We start from the raw sequence: 16,197 nt of genomic DNA on the forward strand, positions 1-16,197 counted from the left end.
GATTCAGCGCGCCGGGGACCACCGGCCGAGCCACTGCTCGGCGCCGAAGTCCTCGTACCGCTTCACCTCGATGAACCCCAGCTTCGCCGCGAGCCGCATCGAGGCGACGTTGGCGGTCTGGGTGCGCAGCGCCACCGGCTCGCCGGGCCGCGCGGAAGCGAACCAGCCCAGCGCCGCAGCGCACGCCTCGGTCGCGTACCCCTGACCCCACGCCGACGGCAGGAACAGGTAGCCGATCTCGGTCTCCCCGTCCGCACTCCGGTCGAGGGTGACCATGCCGATCATCGCCCCGTCGAGGTCCACCACGAACGACCCGAACCGCCGCCCCGGCAGCTCGGGCACCGCGCTCTCGACCTCCGCCCGCGGCCGGGAGCCGCCGATGTACGTGCCCACCTCGGGCGAGGCGAACAGCTCGACGTAGGCCGCGCGGTCGCGGGCTTCGGACTCGCGCAGCACGAGCCGCTCGGTGGGAACCGGATCGGGTGGCCAGGTCACGCCGGCCAACCTAGCGGGTCGGCGGCACGATCCCGTACTCGTGGATCTTGCGGTAGATCGTCGCCCGGGAGATGCCCAGCAGCTTCGCCGCCCGGACCTTGTTGCCGTCCGCGTCTTCGAGGCACTTCACGATCGCGTCGCGCTCGATCGACTCGAACCGGTTCAGCGGCCGCCGCCCGACGGTGTGGAACTCCGCCGGGAGGTCGCCCGGGCGGATGGTGCCCGCCCGGCGGCGCTGGGCCACCGCCCGCAGCACCTGGTAGAGCTGCCCGGTGTTGCCCGGCCACTCCGCCCGCATCAGCAGGTGCAGCGCCGCGGCCGAACACGTCAGGCGCCCGCCGTAGCCGAGCTTGCTCAGCACCAGCGGGACCAGCTCCGCCAGGTCCTCGACGTGGTGGCGCAGCGGCGGCACCCGCACGGTCCGCGGGAACGACTTCAGCAGCTCGGCCAGCGCTGGTTTCGTCTCGGCCTCCGGCACGAGCGTGAGGACCACCCACGGCGCGTCGGGCCGCTCGCGCAGCTCCCGCAACGCCGTGGCGAGCGCGTTCGCCGCCGGCGCCGTCAGCCGGTCGGCGTGGCGGATCACCAGGGTGCGGATCGGGGCTTCGGCGTGCTCGTGCAGCAGGGCGGCCGCCCAGTCCGTGCCGGTCGCCGCGGCCGCGTCCAGGGTCAGCAGCCGCGCCGCCGGGTGGTGGCGCTGGTGCAGGCCCTTCGCCAGGATCAGCTTGCCGGTGCCGGCCTCGCCTTCCAGCGCGACCCACTCGCCGCGCTGGTGGCCCGTGTCGAGCTCGTGCCCGCAGCGCAGCCACAGCGGCGCCGATCCGACCACGCCCGGCAGGTACATCGGCAGCATGGGCGTCGACGGCACCGCCAAGGTCTCTTCGGCCTCGATCAGCTTCACCGACAGCACGCCGCCCGCGGTGTCGGTCTCCCGCTGCCCCGGGACGCGGCGGCAGAACACGCGGACGCGCAGGCCGCTGGACAGCGCGAGCGTCGCCGACGTCCGGCGCCCGTCGGTGAGCGCAGCGGTGCCGTGGCTCAGCAGCACCGACTGGTCGGCCGGGTCGAGCAGCTGCCGCGCCCGGTCGTTCATCATCACGATGTCCTCGTTGAACGCCAGCACGATGCCCGTCCACCGGCGGCAGGTCTGCAGGTAGGCCTGGAAGAGGATCATCTCCCGCAGGTCGCTGTGGCGCAGCAGCGCCTGCCGGATCTGCTCGGCCGTCGACCGCGCCAGCGCGATCAGCAGGCCGCCGGCGTCCTTGTACCAGCAGGTGAGGTCGACGGCGCCGATCTTCTTGCCGGAGATCGGGTGGTGGATCGGCACGCCCGCGCAGGCCAGGTTCTCCAGGTGCTCGGCGTAGTGCTCGTGCCCGAACACGGTGGTCGCGCGGCCGTCCTCGAGCGCGGTGCCGATGCCGTTGGTCCCGACGGACTTCTCGCCGTAGCTGAACCCGGGTACCAGCTCGACGCGTTCGAGGTGCCGCTTCAGGTCGGCGTCGCCGGTGCGCTGGGTGAGCACTACGCCACTGGCGTCGGTGAGGATCAGGCTGATCGGCTGCCCGTCGAACTGCTCGCCCAGCTTGTCCAGCACGGGCTCGGCGCCGCGCATGAGCGGGATGTCCAGGTTCTGGTCGCCGAAGTAGCGCGGGTCGATCCGGTCGGCCTCCACCCGGAACTCCCGCGAACGCCGCCAGGAGGCCAGGATCGTCTGCCGGACCGTGCCCGGCGGCACCGGTTCGGCTGTCAGGAAACGCACCCGGGTGCGGGCGAGCTCGTCGTCGGCGAGCAGGGTTCCGGGCGCCATCTCGTCCACGTGACCTCCAGCTTCCCGCGGCCCACGTGGGTGCGGGCACACCCGTTGTGCCGCCCGTTCAGCCTAGATCCGGCGCGCGGCGCGCGGTGTCTCAAATTGAGACGCCCGGGCCGCGCCCCCGGCGGTCCGATGGAGGCACGACCCACTGCTGACCAGGAGGAGTGCCCATGGCCGCCGATGCCGCGGAGACGTACAACCCGTGGACGATCGTCAACCTGGTTTTCACGCATCTGGCCGAACAGGGGCTGCACCCGACGTTCGGCGGGGACGGCCACCCCGGTGACCCGGCGGCGGCGCTGCTGCGCGCGCTCGGGATCACCCCGACGGTCGAAGGGGACGCGCGCGTGCGCACGGGCGTCCACAGCGAGCTGGCCGAGCTGCGCGCGCGGATGCTCGACGGGGACGAAACGCCCTGAGCAGCGGTTCTGTCTCAGATTGAGACCCGCATCACCCGGCCGCGCCCCTTCAATGGTCAACGCAGGACGTCCGCCCCGACGGCGAGCGACCGATAAGGAGTTGATCCATGAGTCGCCAGAGTGTGGCGAAAGCCCACCAGAAGATCCAGGAACTGTCGTGGGAGCCGGCGTACCACACCCCGGTTTCGCACTACGGGACCGACTACACGTTCCAGAAGGCCAAGAAGAAGGACCCGTTGAAGCAGGTCCTCCGCTCGTACTTCCCGATGCAGGAGGAGAAGGACCACCGGGTCTACGGCGCCGAGGACGGCGCGATCCGCGGCAACATGTTCCGCCAGGTGCAGGAACGCTGGCTGGAGTGGCAGAAGCTGTTCCTGTCGATCATCCCGCTGCCCGAGATCTCCGCGGCGCGGGCGATGCCGCTGCTGTTCCGCACGGTCCCGAACCCGGAGCTGCACAACGGCCAGGCGATCCAGATGATCGACGAGGTCCGCCACTCGACGATCCAGCAGAACCTCAAGCGCCTCTACATGCAGAACTACATCGACCCGGCGGGCTTCAACTCGAGCCTGCGCAACTTCCAGAACGACTACTGCGGCACGATCGGCCGCCAGTTCGCCGAGGGCTTCATCACCGGGGACGCCATCACCGCAGCGAGCATCTACCTCACGATCGTCGCCGAGACGGCGTTCACGAACACGCTGTTCGTCGCCATGCCGGCCGAGGCCGCCGCGAACGGCGACTACCTGCTGCCCACGGTGTTCCACTCGGTGCAGTCCGACGAGTCCCGCCACATCAGCAACGGCTACGCGACGCTGCTGATGGCGTTGTCGGACGAGAGCAACCACCAGCTGCTCGAACGCGACCTGCGGTACGCGTGGTGGAACAACCACGCCGTCGTCGACGCCGCGATCGGCACGTTCATCGAGTACGGCACCAAGGACCGCCGCAAGGACCGCGAGAGCTACGCGGAGATGTGGCGCCGCTGGATCTACGACGACTACTACCGCAGCTACCTCGTCCCGCTGGAGAAGTACGGGCTCGTCATCCCGCACGACCTCATCGAGGAAGCCTGGAACCGGATCTGGAACAAGGGCTACGTCCACGAGGTCGCGCAGTTCTTCGCCACCGGGTGGCTCGCCAACTACTGGCGCATCGACCCGATGACCGACGAAGACTTCGAGTGGTTCGAGTACAAGTACCCGGGCTGGTACGACAAGTACGGCAAGTGGTGGGAGAACTACGCCCGCCTCGCGACGCCGAACGGGCACCACCCGATCGTCGCCGAAGACGTCGACTACGTGTACCCGCACCGCTGCTGGACCTGCATGGTCCCGTGCCTCATCCGCGAGGACATGGTGGTCGACGAGGTCGACGGCCAGCACCGCACGTACTGCTCGGAGACGTGCCGCTGGACCGACGCCGAGGCGTTCCGGCCCACCTACCAGGGCCGCAACACCCCGAACATGGGCCAGCTGGTCGGCGCCCGCGAGTGGGAGACGCTCTACCACGGCTGGAACTGGGCCGACGTCGTCTCCGACATGGGCTTCGTGCGCGACGACGGCAAGACCATGGTCGCGCAGCCGCACCTGAACCTCGACCCGAAGAAGATGTGGACGCTCGACCACCTGCGCCGGATGCCCGAGGTGCAGTCGCCGAACGTGCTGCTGAACCAGATGACCGACGAGCAGCGCGCCGCGTTCGTGGCCGACTACAACCGCCAGGGCCCGGCCGGGCGGCCGGCGCCGCAGCAGGCCTGACGAGACGGGAAGGGCCCGGCATGGCGGAAAAGCACCGCGTCCGGTTCGAGCCGGTCGGGATCGAGATCGACGTCGCCGAGGACACCACGATCCTGCGCGCCGCGGCCGAGCAGGGCGTCATGCTCATGCACGGCTGCAAGGAAGGGCAGTGCGCGGCGTGCAAGTCGTTCATCCTCGACGGCGACGACGTCGAACACGACCGGTACTCGACCTTCGCGCTCCCCGACTACGAGAAGGAGGAAGGCTTCACGCTGCTGTGCCGGGCCCACGCCTACGAGGACCTCACGATCGAGCTGCTCAACTACGACGAGGAGATGATCCAGTCCGGGCTGCCGATCCAGGAGGCGACCGCCGAGGTCGTCTCGAACGAGAACGTCACGCACGACCTCCGGCACCTGGTGGTGCGCCTCGACGCGGAACTGAAGTTCTTCCCCGGGCAGTACCTGGACTTCGCGATCCCGGGCACCGAGGAGACACGGTCGTTCTCGATGGCCAACACCTCGGCGCGCGACGGGCTGCTGGAGTTCGTCATCAAGGTCTACCCCGACGGGCTGTTCTCCCGGTTCCTCGACACCGAAGTCGCGGTCGGCGACCGACTCCGGGTGACCGGCCCGTTCGGGGTGTTCACCCTCCGGGACAACCCGGGCGCGGAGCTGGTCTTCGTCGGCGGCGGGGCCGGGATGGCGCCGATCCTGTCGCTGCTGCGGTCCATGGCCGAGCGCGGCATCGACCGGAAGGCGACCTACTACTACGGCGCCCGCCGCGAGGCCGACCTCTGCTTCCACGCCGAACTGCGGGAGCTCGAAGAGAAGCTGCCGAACTTCCGTTACGTCCCAGCGCTTTCCGAACCCGGCGACGACGCCTGGGACGGCGAGACCGGCCTGATCACCGACGTCCTGCGCCGGGCCGGCCTCGACCTGACCGGTGCCGACGCCTACGTCTGCGGCCCGCCGCCGATGGTCGAGGCCGCGCTGGAACTGCTGCCCGCGCTCGGCGTCGCCGACAAGCGCGTCTTCTACGACAAGTTCACCACCACGGGCGAAGGGTAAAAACCCATGACAGCCACCTCCGAACGCAGCGTGCCGAAGCCGGCGTTCACCGACGCCGAAGCGGGCGCGAAGGTCTTCCCGGACTCCAATGCCCGCCAGTACAACTACTTCACCCCGGCCAAGCGCAAGCAGAGCCACTACGAGGACGTCACCGTCGAGGTCCAGCCCGACCCGCGGCACTACCTGTCCCAGGGCTGGCTCTACGCCTTCGCCGACGGCAAGGCCGGGTACCCGCTGGAGTGGACGGCGCTGAAGGCGTGGGGCTCGGACCGCCCGGTGCCCGAACGCAGCCCCGGCTCCGGCGGCAAGGGCTACGACTGGCCGGCCCACGGCTGGCACGAGTTCCGCGACCCCAACGAGGAGTGGGAGCTCACCCTCTACCGGTACAACGCGAACGTCGTGCGCCAGCTCAACCAGAACGTCGACGCCGCGCGCCAGGCCAAGGCGTTCGAGCAGTGGAACCGGAACTGGGTGGACTTCGTCGCCAAGCACGTCGGCGCGTGGATGCACGTCGACCACGGCCTCGGCCTCTACCTGTTCGCCAACGCCAACCGCCGCGCCCCGACGAACATGCACAACAACGCGATCGCGGTGAACAGCATGCACCGGATCCGCGCGGCCCAGGACCTGGCGCTGTACAACCTGACGCTCACCGAGGAGATCGAGGGCTTCGACGGCACCGCGCACCTGAGCACCTGGAACGAGGACCCGGCCTGGCAGGGCGTGCGGGAGACCGCCGAGCAGCTGACCGGGATCTGGGACTGGGGCGAGGCGATCTTCGCCGCCAACATCGTCTTCGAACCCCTCGTCGGCGAACTGTTCCGCAGCAACCTGGTGCAGCAGGCCGCGCCGGCGAACGGCGACTTCGTCACCCCGACGCTGATCGGCGCCGAGGAGTTCGACTTCTCCGAACGCGACCTCCGCTACACCAAGCCGTTGTTCGACCTGCTGATCAACGACAAGGAGTTCGCCGACCACAACCGCGCGCTGCTGCAGAAGTGGCTCGAGGACTGGGTGCCGAAGAGCATCGCCGCCGCCCGGGCGCTGCAGCCGCTGTGGTCGCAGCCCGACGCCAAGCCGATCCGGTTCGAGGACGGCCTCGACCGCGTGAAGAGCCGGTTCGCCGGAATCCTGTCCGAATTGGGCCTCAAGGCACCCGAGGAGCTGGGCCAGTGACTGTCTTCAAAACCGCGGAAAGCCCGTACAAGGTCAACAACACCGCGTCCAACATGTGCGGGTTCACCCTGATGAACAACCAGGTCGGCGCGATCATCGCGGAGGTCATGGGGACCAAGGACAACGTCACCATCACGCCGCTGCCGTCGATGATCCGGGTCGACGCGGTGGGCCGCATGGACGTCGTCTACGCCGAGGTCGACGAGGCCGCCGGCGAAGAGGAGGGCTGGTTCAACGCGGCGGAGTTCGAGGAGAGCATGTCCACCCACTACGGGCGGATGATCCACGAAGACGACCGCACGATCATGTTCGCCAACCCCGAGGACGCGGCCGAGTACCTCGACTTCGACCTCAAGCCGCTCAAGTAACTCCGGCACGGAAGCACTCGATCCGCTCAGGAAGGATCACCGATGTACGAAAAAGACGGCGAAAAGTATTTCGTGGTGGACGCCCACACCCACTTCTGGGACGCGAGCCCGGACAACTGGGTGAAGGGCCAGGAGGAATACGCCAAGGGCTGGATCGAGTGCTTCCACGCCTACCAGGGGCTCGGCCCGAAGGAGACGCACTGGCCGATCGACCGGTTCCAGAAGTACTCCGAGGAACTGATGATGCACGACCTGTTCGAGGTCGGGCACGTCGACACGGCCATCTTCCAGCCGACCAACCTGCGGCAGTGGTACAAGAACGGGTTCAACACGACCGAGGCCGACGCGGCGCTCGCCGCGAAGCACCCCGGCAAGTTCCTCGTCAACACGACCTTCGACCCGCGTGAAGGCGACGAGGGCATGAAGGCCTTCGAAGAGCGCGTCAAGCGGTACGGCTGCAAGGGCGTCAAGCTGTACACCGCCGAGTGGCGCGGGGACTCGCGCGGCTGGAGCCTCAAGGACCCGGAAGCCGCGCGCTACCTGGAGAAGTGCGAGGAGCTCGGCGTCAAGAACATCCACATCCACAAGGGACCGACGATCTGGCCCCTCGACAAGGACGCCTTCGACGTGTCCGATGTGGACCACGTGGCGACGAACTTCCAGGGCCTCAACTTCATCGTCGAGCACGTCGGCCTGCCGCGCATCGAGGACTTCTGCTTCATGGCCACCCAGGAGCGGAACGTCTACGCGGGGCTGGCCGTCGTGGTCGGCGGGCTGATGCACGCCCGGCCGAAGTTCTTCGCGAAGGTCATGGGCGAGCTGATGTTCTGGCTCGGCGAGGACAAGCTGATCTTCGGCGCGGACTACGCCATCTGGGAACCCAAGTGGCAGGTCGAGGGCTTCGTCGACTGGAACATGCCGGGTGACGACGAGCTGTCGGACTTCGCGCCGCTGACCGTCGACCAGAAGAAGAAGATCCTCGGGCTCAACGCCGCGCGGCTCTACGACATCGACGTGCCGGCGGAGCTGAAGCTCGCGGAGCCGAAGTCGGTCGAACCCGTCGGCGTGCCGAACTCATGACCACCCTGGTGCTCGGTGCCCGCGCCGCCGTGTGGGCGGCGCTGGGCACCGTCCGCGATCCCGAGCTGGACGAACCCCTCACCGACCTGGGGTTCGTCGCCCGCTGCGAGGTGGGCGACGACGGCCACGCCGTCGTCCGGCTGCGGCTGCCGACGTACTTCTGCGCGCCCAACTTCGCGTTCCTGATGGTGGCCGACGCCTACGACGCCGTCGCCGGCGTGCCGGGCCTGACCGGGCTCGACATCCGGCTCGACGACCACTTCGCCTCCGACGTCATCAACCGCGGGGTGGCGGCCCGGCAGGGGTTCGTCGCGTCGTTCGAGGGCGAGGCCGCCGACGAGCTCGACACGCTGCGGTACGACTTCGTCCGCAAGGCCGTCCTGGCCGGCACCGACCGCGTCTGCCGGTCCCTGGACGGTCGCGACCCGCGGGAGCTGACGCTCGGCGACGTCCCGCCGAGCCCGGACCTCGACCGGCTGCGGGCCCGCCGCCGCGAACTCGGCCTGCCCGCCGAGGACGGCGACCCGCTGCTGCTCGACCCGGCCACCGGGCAGGCGGTGGCCCCGGCCGACGCGAAGCGCCACCTGGCCTTCGCCCGGCTGACCCGCACCAGCATGGAGGCCAACTCCGGCGTGTGCCGCGGCATGCTGCGCGCGCGGTACGCGCTGACACCGGATGAGGAGGGCACGGGATGAAGGCCGTGCGGCTGCAGAAGTACCACCAGCAACCGGTCATCGAAGAAGTGCCGGAGCCGCGCGCCACCGGGCCCTTCGACGTCGTGGTCAAGATCGGCGGCGCCGGCGTGTGCCGCACCGACCTGCACATCATCGAAGAGCAGTGGGCCGAGAAGTCCGGCGTCACGCTGCCGTACACGATCGGCCACGAGAACGCCGGCTGGGTGCACGAGGTCGGCCCGGCGGTGACGAACGTCGAGGTCGGCGACACGGTCATCCTGCACCCGACGCCGACGTGCGGGCTGTGCCACGCCTGCCGCGCGGGCGACGACATGCACTGTCCCAACGGGAGCTTCCCGGGCATCGACTCCGACGGCGGGATGGCCGAGTACCTGCTGACGTCGGCGCGGGCGTGCATCAAGCTCGACCCGGCGACCCAACCGGAAGACGTCGCCGCGCTGGCCGACGCGGGCATCACCGCCTACCACGCGGTGCGCAAGGCCGTCCCGCACCTGTACCCGGGCACCACCTGCGTCGTCAACGGCGCCGGCGGCCTCGGGCACATCGGCATCCAGTCGCTGAAGGCGCTGACCGCGACCCGCGTGATCGTGGTCGACCGCAACGCCGACGCCCTGGAGCTGGCGGCCACCCTGGGCGCCGACGAGACCGTGCTCGCCGACGGCAAGCAGGTCGACGCCGTGCTCGACCTGACCGGCGGCGACGGCGCGGAGGTCGTGCTCGACTTCGTCGCCGAGCAGGGCGCCCAGCAGGACGCCTTCGCGATGACCCGCCGCGCCGGGTCGCACTTCGTCATCGGCTACGGCTCGAACATCGAGATCCCGACGATCGACATCATCTCCACCGAGCGCAACGTCATCGGCAACCTCGTGGGCACCTACAACGAACTGGCCGAGCTGATGGTGCTGGCCCAGGCCGGGAAGGTCACGCTCCACACGAAGAAGTACCCGCTGGACGCGGCTCTCGACGCACTGGCCGACCTCGATGCCGGTCGCGTGCGCGGTCGGGCCATCCTCACCCCCTAGGAGCTCCGAACATGGCGAAGGAACTGCGGTTCGGCTCGGACGCCCGCGACCTGCTGCTGGCGGGTGTCGACAAGCTGGCCGAAGCGGTCAAGTCCACGCTGGGGCCCAAGGGCCGCAACGTGATCATCGAAAAGATCACCGGCTCGCCGGTGGTCACCAACGACGGCGTCACCATCGCGCGCGAGATCCACCTGAAGAACCAGTTCGAGAACATGGGCGCGCAGCTGGTCAAGGAAGCGGCGATCAAGACGAACGACGTCGTCGGCGACGGCACCACCACGGCCACCGTGCTCGCCCAAGCCATCGTGCACGAGGGCATGCGCGCGATCGCGGGCGGCGGCAACCCGGTGCTCGTCAAGCGCGGTATCGACCACGCCGTCGGGCTGCTGGTGGCGCACCTGGAGAAGCAGGCGCACCCGGTGGTGTCCGAACAGGACTACGCGCGGGTAGCGGCGATCTCGGCCAACGACGACGACACGGTCGGCGCGGTCATCGCCAAGGCGCTGCACACCGTCGGCGACGGCGGGGTGGTGACGGTCGAGGAGTCGCCGTCGATCGGGATGAGCGTCGAGTTCGTCGAAGGGTTCGAGTTCGACAACGGCTACCTCTCGCCGTACCTGGTCACCGACCCGGGCCGGCTGGAAGCGGTGCTCGACGACCCGTACATCCTGATGTGCGCGGAGAAGATCACCAAGGTGCAGCAGCTGATGCCGTTGCTGGACAAGGTGATGCGCGCGCCGCGGCCGCTCGTGGTGATCGGCGAGACGGTCGAGGGCACGGCGCTGTCCATGCTGGTGCACAACCACATGAACGGCACGTTCCAGTCGGTCGCGGTCCGCGCGCCCGGCTTCGGCGACCGGCGGCTGCACAAGCTGGAGGACCTCGCGGCCATCGTCGGCGGCGCGGTGCTCTCGCGGCAGTCCGGGTTCACGATGGAGACGATGACGCTGGAGCACCTCGGCCGGGCCAAGCAGGTCCGGGTCACCGAGAACCGCACCACGATCGTCGGCGGCGCGGGCTCGTCCGACGCCGTCGAGTTCCGGGTCGGCCAGCTGCGCGCGGAGCTGGAGCGCGCGCAGTTCGGCGTCGACGAGGACGTCCTGACCGAGCGGATCGGCGCGCTGACCGGCAAGGTCGCCGTGGTGCGGGTCGGCGCGGCGACGCCGGCCGAGCTGAAGGAGCTGCAGCACCGGGTCGAGGACGCGTTGTCGGCGACCCGGGCGGCGATGGCCGAAGGGATCGTGGCGGGCGGGGGAGCGGCGCTGCTGCACTCCGAAAAGGCCCTCGAGGGCCTGGGCCTGGAAGGCGACCAGGCGATCGGTGTGGAGATCGTCCGGCGGGCGCTGGCCGAACCGGCGTTCCTCATCGCGCACAACGCGGGCCACCCGGCGCACGAGATCGTCGCGCGGACCCGGGAGCTGGGCGACGACGAGGGCTTCGACGCCCTGCACGACCGCTACGGCGACATGGTGGCGATGGGCGTGGTCGACCCGCTGCGGGTGTGCCGGTCGGCGGTGCAGAACGGCGCGTCGGTGGCGGGCCTGCTGCTGACGACGAACTCGCTGATCGCCGAGGAGCAGACCCCCTGGGGCGGCAGCGCGGCGCTGATGACGGAGTTCGGGCCACTGGACGAAGGGCTGCACCAGCCTTCGCCCGACGCGAGCACGCCGCAGTCCCTCGGGATGGGCCCCTCCGTGGGCTGAGCCCTCGTCCGCGGCCCACGGGGAACGGAGGTCCCCTCACCGGTGTCCTGAGCCCCGGTGAGGGGACCTCCGCCATCGTGCGCCCGCCCCGGCCGCCTGCCATCCTGTGATCATGACGCACTACGTTCTCGCGCAGACGCTGGCGACGGTCGGGGAGTTCGAGGCGAGGGGCTTCCTGGGCACAGTGGGCAAGATCGCCGCGGCGACGGTGATCTTCTTCATCGCGATCGGCTTGGTCGTGGGGCTGCTGCTGGGGTTCTTCATCGGCCGCTCGGTGGGCCGCCGGCAGGGCCCACGCTGAGGGCGGCTCAGGACACCAGGCCGTGGCGGGCCAGCTCCCGCCCGGCCAGCTCCTCGATGACGTCCCGGTCCCGCTGCCGCCACCCCGTCGCGACCTCGCCGGCCGACGCCAGCCGCCTCGGGGGCTGGGTCGTCAGCGCCCGCAGCGCCAGCAGGTCCATGCCCTCGTCGCCGAGCTCGCGCAGCCGCGCGGCCGCCGACGCGCGGCGGGTGAACTGCCAGCGCAGCGGCAGCCACGTCGCCACCAGCGTCACCACCGGCAGCGCGATGATGATCGCCGCCATCCACCACGCGAGGTTCTCCACGGCCTCGATCTGCCAATGACCAGCGTTGACCAGCTTCGTACCGGCGTCCGACCCGCCGTGCAGCGCTTTCGCCAGCGCGTCGCCGACCAGCGGGAGCCCACCCGCGGAGTTCGCCGCCGAATCGAACGTCCCCCGCAGGCCGGTGCCCGCGTCGACGAGCCCGTCACCGGGGGCGCGCAGCTTCATCACCTCGTCGTACACCGACGTCGCCAGCCAGACCGCGAAGATCACGAGCAGCAGGGCGAGCAGGTCGCTGACGAGCTGGGCGGTGCGGCGGATCGGCCGTTCGGCGTAGAGCTGCATCGGAACGCCTTTCGCGGTGGGGGAGCGCGGGCGCGGGCAACGTACCCGCGCTCCCGGCCACCGAACCGCGGCTAGCTCCGGACGACCTCCGCGAGCCCGCTCAGCGCCGCCGGCAACGCCCCTTCGTGCAGCACGCCCAGCCGCTGCGTCGCGCGGGTCAACGCCACGTACAGGTCGGCCGCGCTGTCGGCGAGGATCGCCGCCGGGTCCACCACCAGGACCGCGTCGAACTCGAGCCCCTTCGTCTCCGACGCGAGCACCGCGCCCGGCACCCCCGGCGGCCCGATCACCACGCTCGTCCCGGGACGCCCGGCTTCCTCGCGGACGAACTCCTCGATGGCCGCCGGCAGCTCGTCCCCGGTCACCTGCCGGGACCACGGCGGAACCCCGCAGGCCCGCACCGACTCCGGCGGCCGCACGTCGGGCGCGAAGTCCGCCAGCACCGCCGCCGCGACCGCCATGATCTCCGCCGGCGTGCGGTAGTTGACCGTCAGCGAGCGGTAGACCCAGCGGTCGGCCACGTACGGCGCCAGCATCGGGCCCCACGACCGCGCGCCGGCCGCCGCGCGGCGCTGGGCCAGGTCGCCCACCACCGTGAACGAGCGGCCCGGGCACCGCCGCATCAGCACCCGCCAGTCCATTTCGGACAGTTCCTGGGCCTCGTCGACGACGACGTGCCGGTAGGTCCAGTCCCGGTCCGCCGACGCCCGCTCGACCAGCGTGCGCGTGTCGGCCTCGACGAACCGCTCGGCCAGGTCCTCGGCGTAGAGCAGGTTTTCGGCCGAGAGCATGACGTCCTCGTCCATCTCCTCCCGGTCCAGCTTCATCGTCTGGAAGACGCCCTCGGCGTATTCGGCCTCGGCCTGCCGCCGTCGCGCTTCCGCCGCGGCGGCCGCCTTGTCCGCCGTCTTGTCGTGGCCCAGCAGGTCGACCAGCTCGTCGAGCAGCGGCACGTCCGACACCGTCCAGGCGTCGCCCCGCGGCCGGCACAGCGGCGAGTCCGCGGGGACCGACGTGTACCACGAGGACAGCAGCTCCCCGGGCGTCAGGATCGGCCACAGCGCGTCGATCGCCGCGGCGAACTTCGCGTCGCCGGCGAGGTCCTGCAGGAGCCCCTTCCGCATGCTCTCCCACTCGTCCTTGTCGTCGCGGCCGAGCCAGCCGCGGCCGATCCGGCCGATCGCGCGTTCGGTGAGCACGTAGGTGACGATCTCGGTGAACACCGCCCGCGCCTCGTTGTGCGGCAGCCCGCTGTCGCGCGCCTCCTGCCGGGCCCACTCCGCGGTCTCGGCGTCGATCCGCACGGTGACGTCCTTGAGCGCGATCGGCACCGGTTCCGCCGGCAGCCGCTGCCGGTCGGCGACCGCCGCCTTCAGCACGTCGAGGATCTCCAGCGACCCCTTGAGTCGCGCGGCTTCCGGGGTGTCCTCGGCCGTGACGTGCAGGCCGGGCACGAGGTCGCCGGTGGTCGTGAATACGACGTCGGTCTCGCCCAGCGACGGCAGGACGCGCCCGATGTGGTTCAGGAACGCCGGGTTCGGCCCGACGACCAGCGCGCCGTGGCGTTCCATCCGCTCCCGCTGCGTGTACAGCAGGTACGCGACGCGGTGCAGCGCCACGACCGTCTTCCCGGTGCCCGGCCCGCCCTCGATCACCAGCACGCCCGGGTGGTCGAGGCGGATGATCTCGTCCTGCTCGGCCTGGATCGTCGCGACGATGTCGCGCATGCCCTCGCCGCGCGGCGCGTTGACGGCCGCGAGCAGGGCCGCGTCGCCTTGCGCGTCCCCGTCCGGCCGGCCGAGGTCCTCGTCGGTGAAGCCGAGGACGCGCCGCCCGCGCGTGTGGAACTGGCGCCGCCGCCGCATGTCCTCCGGGTTCGCGCCGGTGGCCGTGTAGAACGGGCGCGCCGCGGGGGCCCGCCAGTCGAGCAGCACCGGCCGGTACTCGTCCTCTTCGTCGAACAGGCCGACGCGCCCGATGTAGGTCCGCTCGCCCGAGACGGCGTCCAACCGCCCGAAGCAGAGCCCGTTGTCGACGACGTCCAGCCGCTTCACCTGCCGGCCGAGCGCCCGCACGCTGACGTCCCGTTCCATGGCGCCGACGCCGTTGCCGCCCAGCGCGGCCTCGTACTCGGCCTTGACCCGCGCGCGCTCGGCGTCGAGCCGCGCGTACAGCCCCGCGACGTGGTCGCGTTCGGACCGCAGTTCTTCTTCGTACCCCTGTGTCACATTCCCTCTTCGTTGTCCCGCAACAGCTTTCAAGCGGTGGGCGCGCCGAACCACTTCCGCAGCGCGGCGGGCAGCCCCGCCTCGTCCTCGCCGGTCCAGACGACGTGACCGTCGGGCCGCAGCAGCACCGCCGGCGCGTCCAGTTCCTCGCTGACGTCGACGACGTGGTCGACGCGGTCCTCCCAGCCCGCCGCCGACAGCCGGCCGGTCTGGTCGAGCAGCAGCCCGCGGCCGGCGTGCATCAGGCCGAAGAGCCGGCCTTGCTTGAGTTCGACGTCCCGCAGCCGCCGGCCCAGCAGGGCGGGCCCTTCGCCGAAGTCGTAGCGGATGTTCACCGCGATGATCTTCTCGGTGAGGTACCGGTTGACCTCCTCGAAGTCCATCAGCTCGGTCAGCAGCCGCCGGGCGGCCTGCGGGCCGGGCTCGAGCAGCAAGAGCTCCATCTGCGCGCGGGTGTTGTTCAGCACCTCCTCGGCGACCGGGTGCCGCTCGGCTTCGTAGCTGTCCAGCAGCCCGTCCGGCGCCCAGCCGTTCACCTCGGCCGCCAGCTTCCAGCCCAGGTTGAACGCGTCCTGGACGCCGAGGTTGAGCCCCTGCCCGCCGACCGGCGGGTGGACGTGCGCCGCGTCGCCCGCGAGCAGCACCCGGCCGACCCGGTAGCGCTCGGCCTGCCGGGTCGCGTCCCCGAACCGCGAGAGCCAGCGCGGCGAGTGGACCCCGAAGTCCGTCCCGGCGGTCTTGCGCAGCTGCTCCTTCAGCTCCGCCAGCGTCGGCGGGGTCCGGCGGCCCTCGGCGACGTCCCCGGCGGGGACGCCGACCCGGTACGTGCCGCCTTCCACCGGCATGAAGCCGAACCGCTTCTCGGTCTTGCGGACCTCGACGTTGGCGACGTCGATCTCCTCCCGCGAGACGCCGACCTCCACCTCGGCCAGCAGCGTGTCGATCCGGCTGGGCTCGCCCGGGAAGCCGACGCCGAGCAGCTTGCGGACGGTGCTGCGCCCGCCGTCGCAGCCGACCAGGAACCGTGCGCGTTCCCGGGTGCCGTCGGCCAGCTCGACCGTCACGCCGTCGTCGTCCTGGCTCAGCCCGGTCACCTCGTGGCCGCGCCGGAGCTCGGCGCCGAGCTCGAGCGCGTGCTCGGTCAGCAGGCGGTCGATGACGGGCTGGTGGATGCCGAGCGTGTACCCGTGCGCGGTGTCCAGCTTGTCCGGCGACGGCTTCGGGATGCCGGCGAAGAAACCCCCGACCGGGTACTTCGTGCCGAGCTCCAGAAACCGCTCCAGCAGCCCCCGCTGGTCCATCACCTCGATGCTGCGCGCGTGCAGGCCGAGCGAGCGGACGACCTTCGTCGGCTCGGCGTCCCGCTCGAGCACCAGCACGCCGACGCCGTGCAGCCGCAGCTCCGCCGCCAGCATCACGCCGGTCGGCCCGCCGCCGGCGATGATCACGTCGAACAAAAAGACCCCCTCGGATCACCCGCG

Annotated in this window: 15 protein-coding genes; 10 read left to right on the forward strand and 5 right to left on the reverse strand. The window is 70.6% G+C overall.

The features are described 5' to 3' along the window. Positions 1 to 3: 3 nt before the first annotated feature. Together ACZ7OH_RS34675 and ACZ7OH_RS34680 are read right to left on the reverse strand one after the other, a co-directional pair. Complete coding sequence (locus ACZ7OH_RS34675) at positions 4 to 495, reverse strand: GNAT family N-acetyltransferase (RefSeq protein ID WP_470284703.1); 492 nt, start codon at positions 493 to 495, stop codon at positions 4 to 6. A gap of 10 nt (positions 496 to 505) precedes the next feature. Beyond that, positions 506 to 2,311, reverse strand: a complete 1,806-nt coding sequence (locus ACZ7OH_RS34680) for a sigma-54-dependent Fis family transcriptional regulator (protein ID WP_470284704.1) — start codon at positions 2,309 to 2,311, stop codon at positions 506 to 508. Between the two features lie 167 nt (positions 2,312 to 2,478). Here ACZ7OH_RS34680 and ACZ7OH_RS34685 point away from each other — a divergent pair, with 167 nt between their 5' ends. The 10 genes from ACZ7OH_RS34685 to ACZ7OH_RS34730 all read left to right on the forward strand — a co-directional run bounded on the left by ACZ7OH_RS34685 (position 2,479) and on the right by ACZ7OH_RS34730 (position 11,881). Continuing rightward, positions 2,479 to 2,727 carry a hypothetical protein gene (locus ACZ7OH_RS34685; protein WP_400906009.1) on the forward strand — a complete coding sequence of 83 codons (249 nt, stop codon included), beginning with the start codon at positions 2,479 to 2,481 and terminating at the stop codon, positions 2,725 to 2,727. A gap of 107 nt (positions 2,728 to 2,834) precedes the next feature. After that, positions 2,835 to 4,487 carry a ferritin family protein gene (locus ACZ7OH_RS34690; protein WP_400906012.1) on the forward strand — a complete coding sequence of 551 codons (1,653 nt, stop codon included), beginning with the start codon at positions 2,835 to 2,837 and terminating at the stop codon, positions 4,485 to 4,487. A gap of 20 nt (positions 4,488 to 4,507) precedes the next feature. Then, positions 4,508 to 5,536, forward strand: a complete 1,029-nt coding sequence (locus tag ACZ7OH_RS34695) for an FAD-binding oxidoreductase (RefSeq protein ID WP_470284705.1) — start codon at positions 4,508 to 4,510, stop codon at positions 5,534 to 5,536. Between the two features lie 6 nt (positions 5,537 to 5,542). Further along, entirely contained in the window at positions 5,543 to 6,712 is a 1,170-nt protein-coding gene (locus ACZ7OH_RS34700; protein ID WP_470284706.1) for a ferritin family protein, read from the forward strand. Next, positions 6,709 to 7,080: a propane 2-monooxygenase effector subunit MimD gene (gene mimD / locus ACZ7OH_RS34705; RefSeq protein ID WP_400874954.1), complete on the forward strand. Its 372-nt coding sequence runs from the start codon at positions 6,709 to 6,711 to the stop codon at positions 7,078 to 7,080. Before ACZ7OH_RS34700 ends, mimD begins: the two co-directional genes overlap by 4 nt. A 42-nt stretch (positions 7,081 to 7,122) precedes the next feature. Continuing rightward, positions 7,123 to 8,160 carry an amidohydrolase family protein gene (locus ACZ7OH_RS34710; protein WP_400906021.1) on the forward strand — a complete coding sequence of 346 codons (1,038 nt, stop codon included), beginning with the start codon at positions 7,123 to 7,125 and terminating at the stop codon, positions 8,158 to 8,160. Continuing rightward, positions 8,157 to 8,855, forward strand: a complete 699-nt coding sequence (locus ACZ7OH_RS34715; RefSeq protein ID WP_470284707.1) for an iron-sulfur cluster assembly protein — start codon at positions 8,157 to 8,159, stop codon at positions 8,853 to 8,855. Before ACZ7OH_RS34710 ends, ACZ7OH_RS34715 begins: the two co-directional genes overlap by 4 nt. Then, positions 8,852 to 9,877: an NAD(P)-dependent alcohol dehydrogenase gene (locus ACZ7OH_RS34720; protein ID WP_470284708.1), complete on the forward strand. Its 1,026-nt coding sequence runs from the start codon at positions 8,852 to 8,854 to the stop codon at positions 9,875 to 9,877. Before ACZ7OH_RS34715 ends, ACZ7OH_RS34720 begins: the two co-directional genes overlap by 4 nt. A gap of 11 nt (positions 9,878 to 9,888) precedes the next feature. Continuing rightward, complete coding sequence (gene groL / locus ACZ7OH_RS34725; RefSeq protein WP_470284709.1) at positions 9,889 to 11,580, forward strand: chaperonin GroEL; 1,692 nt, start codon at positions 9,889 to 9,891, stop codon at positions 11,578 to 11,580. 112 nt (positions 11,581 to 11,692) lie between these two features. Then, positions 11,693 to 11,881, forward strand: a complete 189-nt coding sequence (locus tag ACZ7OH_RS34730; RefSeq protein WP_470284710.1) for a hypothetical protein — start codon at positions 11,693 to 11,695, stop codon at positions 11,879 to 11,881. 7 nt (positions 11,882 to 11,888) lie between these two features. Here the strand turns inward: ACZ7OH_RS34730 and ACZ7OH_RS34735 are convergent, their stop codons facing one another. From ACZ7OH_RS34735 to rox, 3 genes are all read right to left on the reverse strand, one after another. After that, the gene (locus tag ACZ7OH_RS34735; protein ID WP_470284711.1) at positions 11,889 to 12,488 is read right to left on the reverse strand and encodes a hypothetical protein; all 600 of its coding nucleotides are present in this window, start codon (positions 12,486 to 12,488) and stop codon (positions 11,889 to 11,891) included. Between the two features lie 71 nt (positions 12,489 to 12,559). After that, entirely contained in the window at positions 12,560 to 14,716 is a 2,157-nt protein-coding gene (gene helR / locus ACZ7OH_RS34740) for an RNA polymerase recycling motor ATPase HelR (RefSeq protein ID WP_470284712.1), read from the reverse strand. A 29-nt stretch (positions 14,717 to 14,745) separates the two neighbouring features. Beyond that, entirely contained in the window at positions 14,746 to 16,173 is a 1,428-nt protein-coding gene (gene rox / locus ACZ7OH_RS34745; protein ID WP_470284713.1) for a rifampin monooxygenase, read from the reverse strand. Between the last annotated feature and the right edge of the window lie 24 nt (positions 16,174 to 16,197).

It is taken from the genome of Amycolatopsis sp. NPDC114478, from assembly GCF_055633805.1.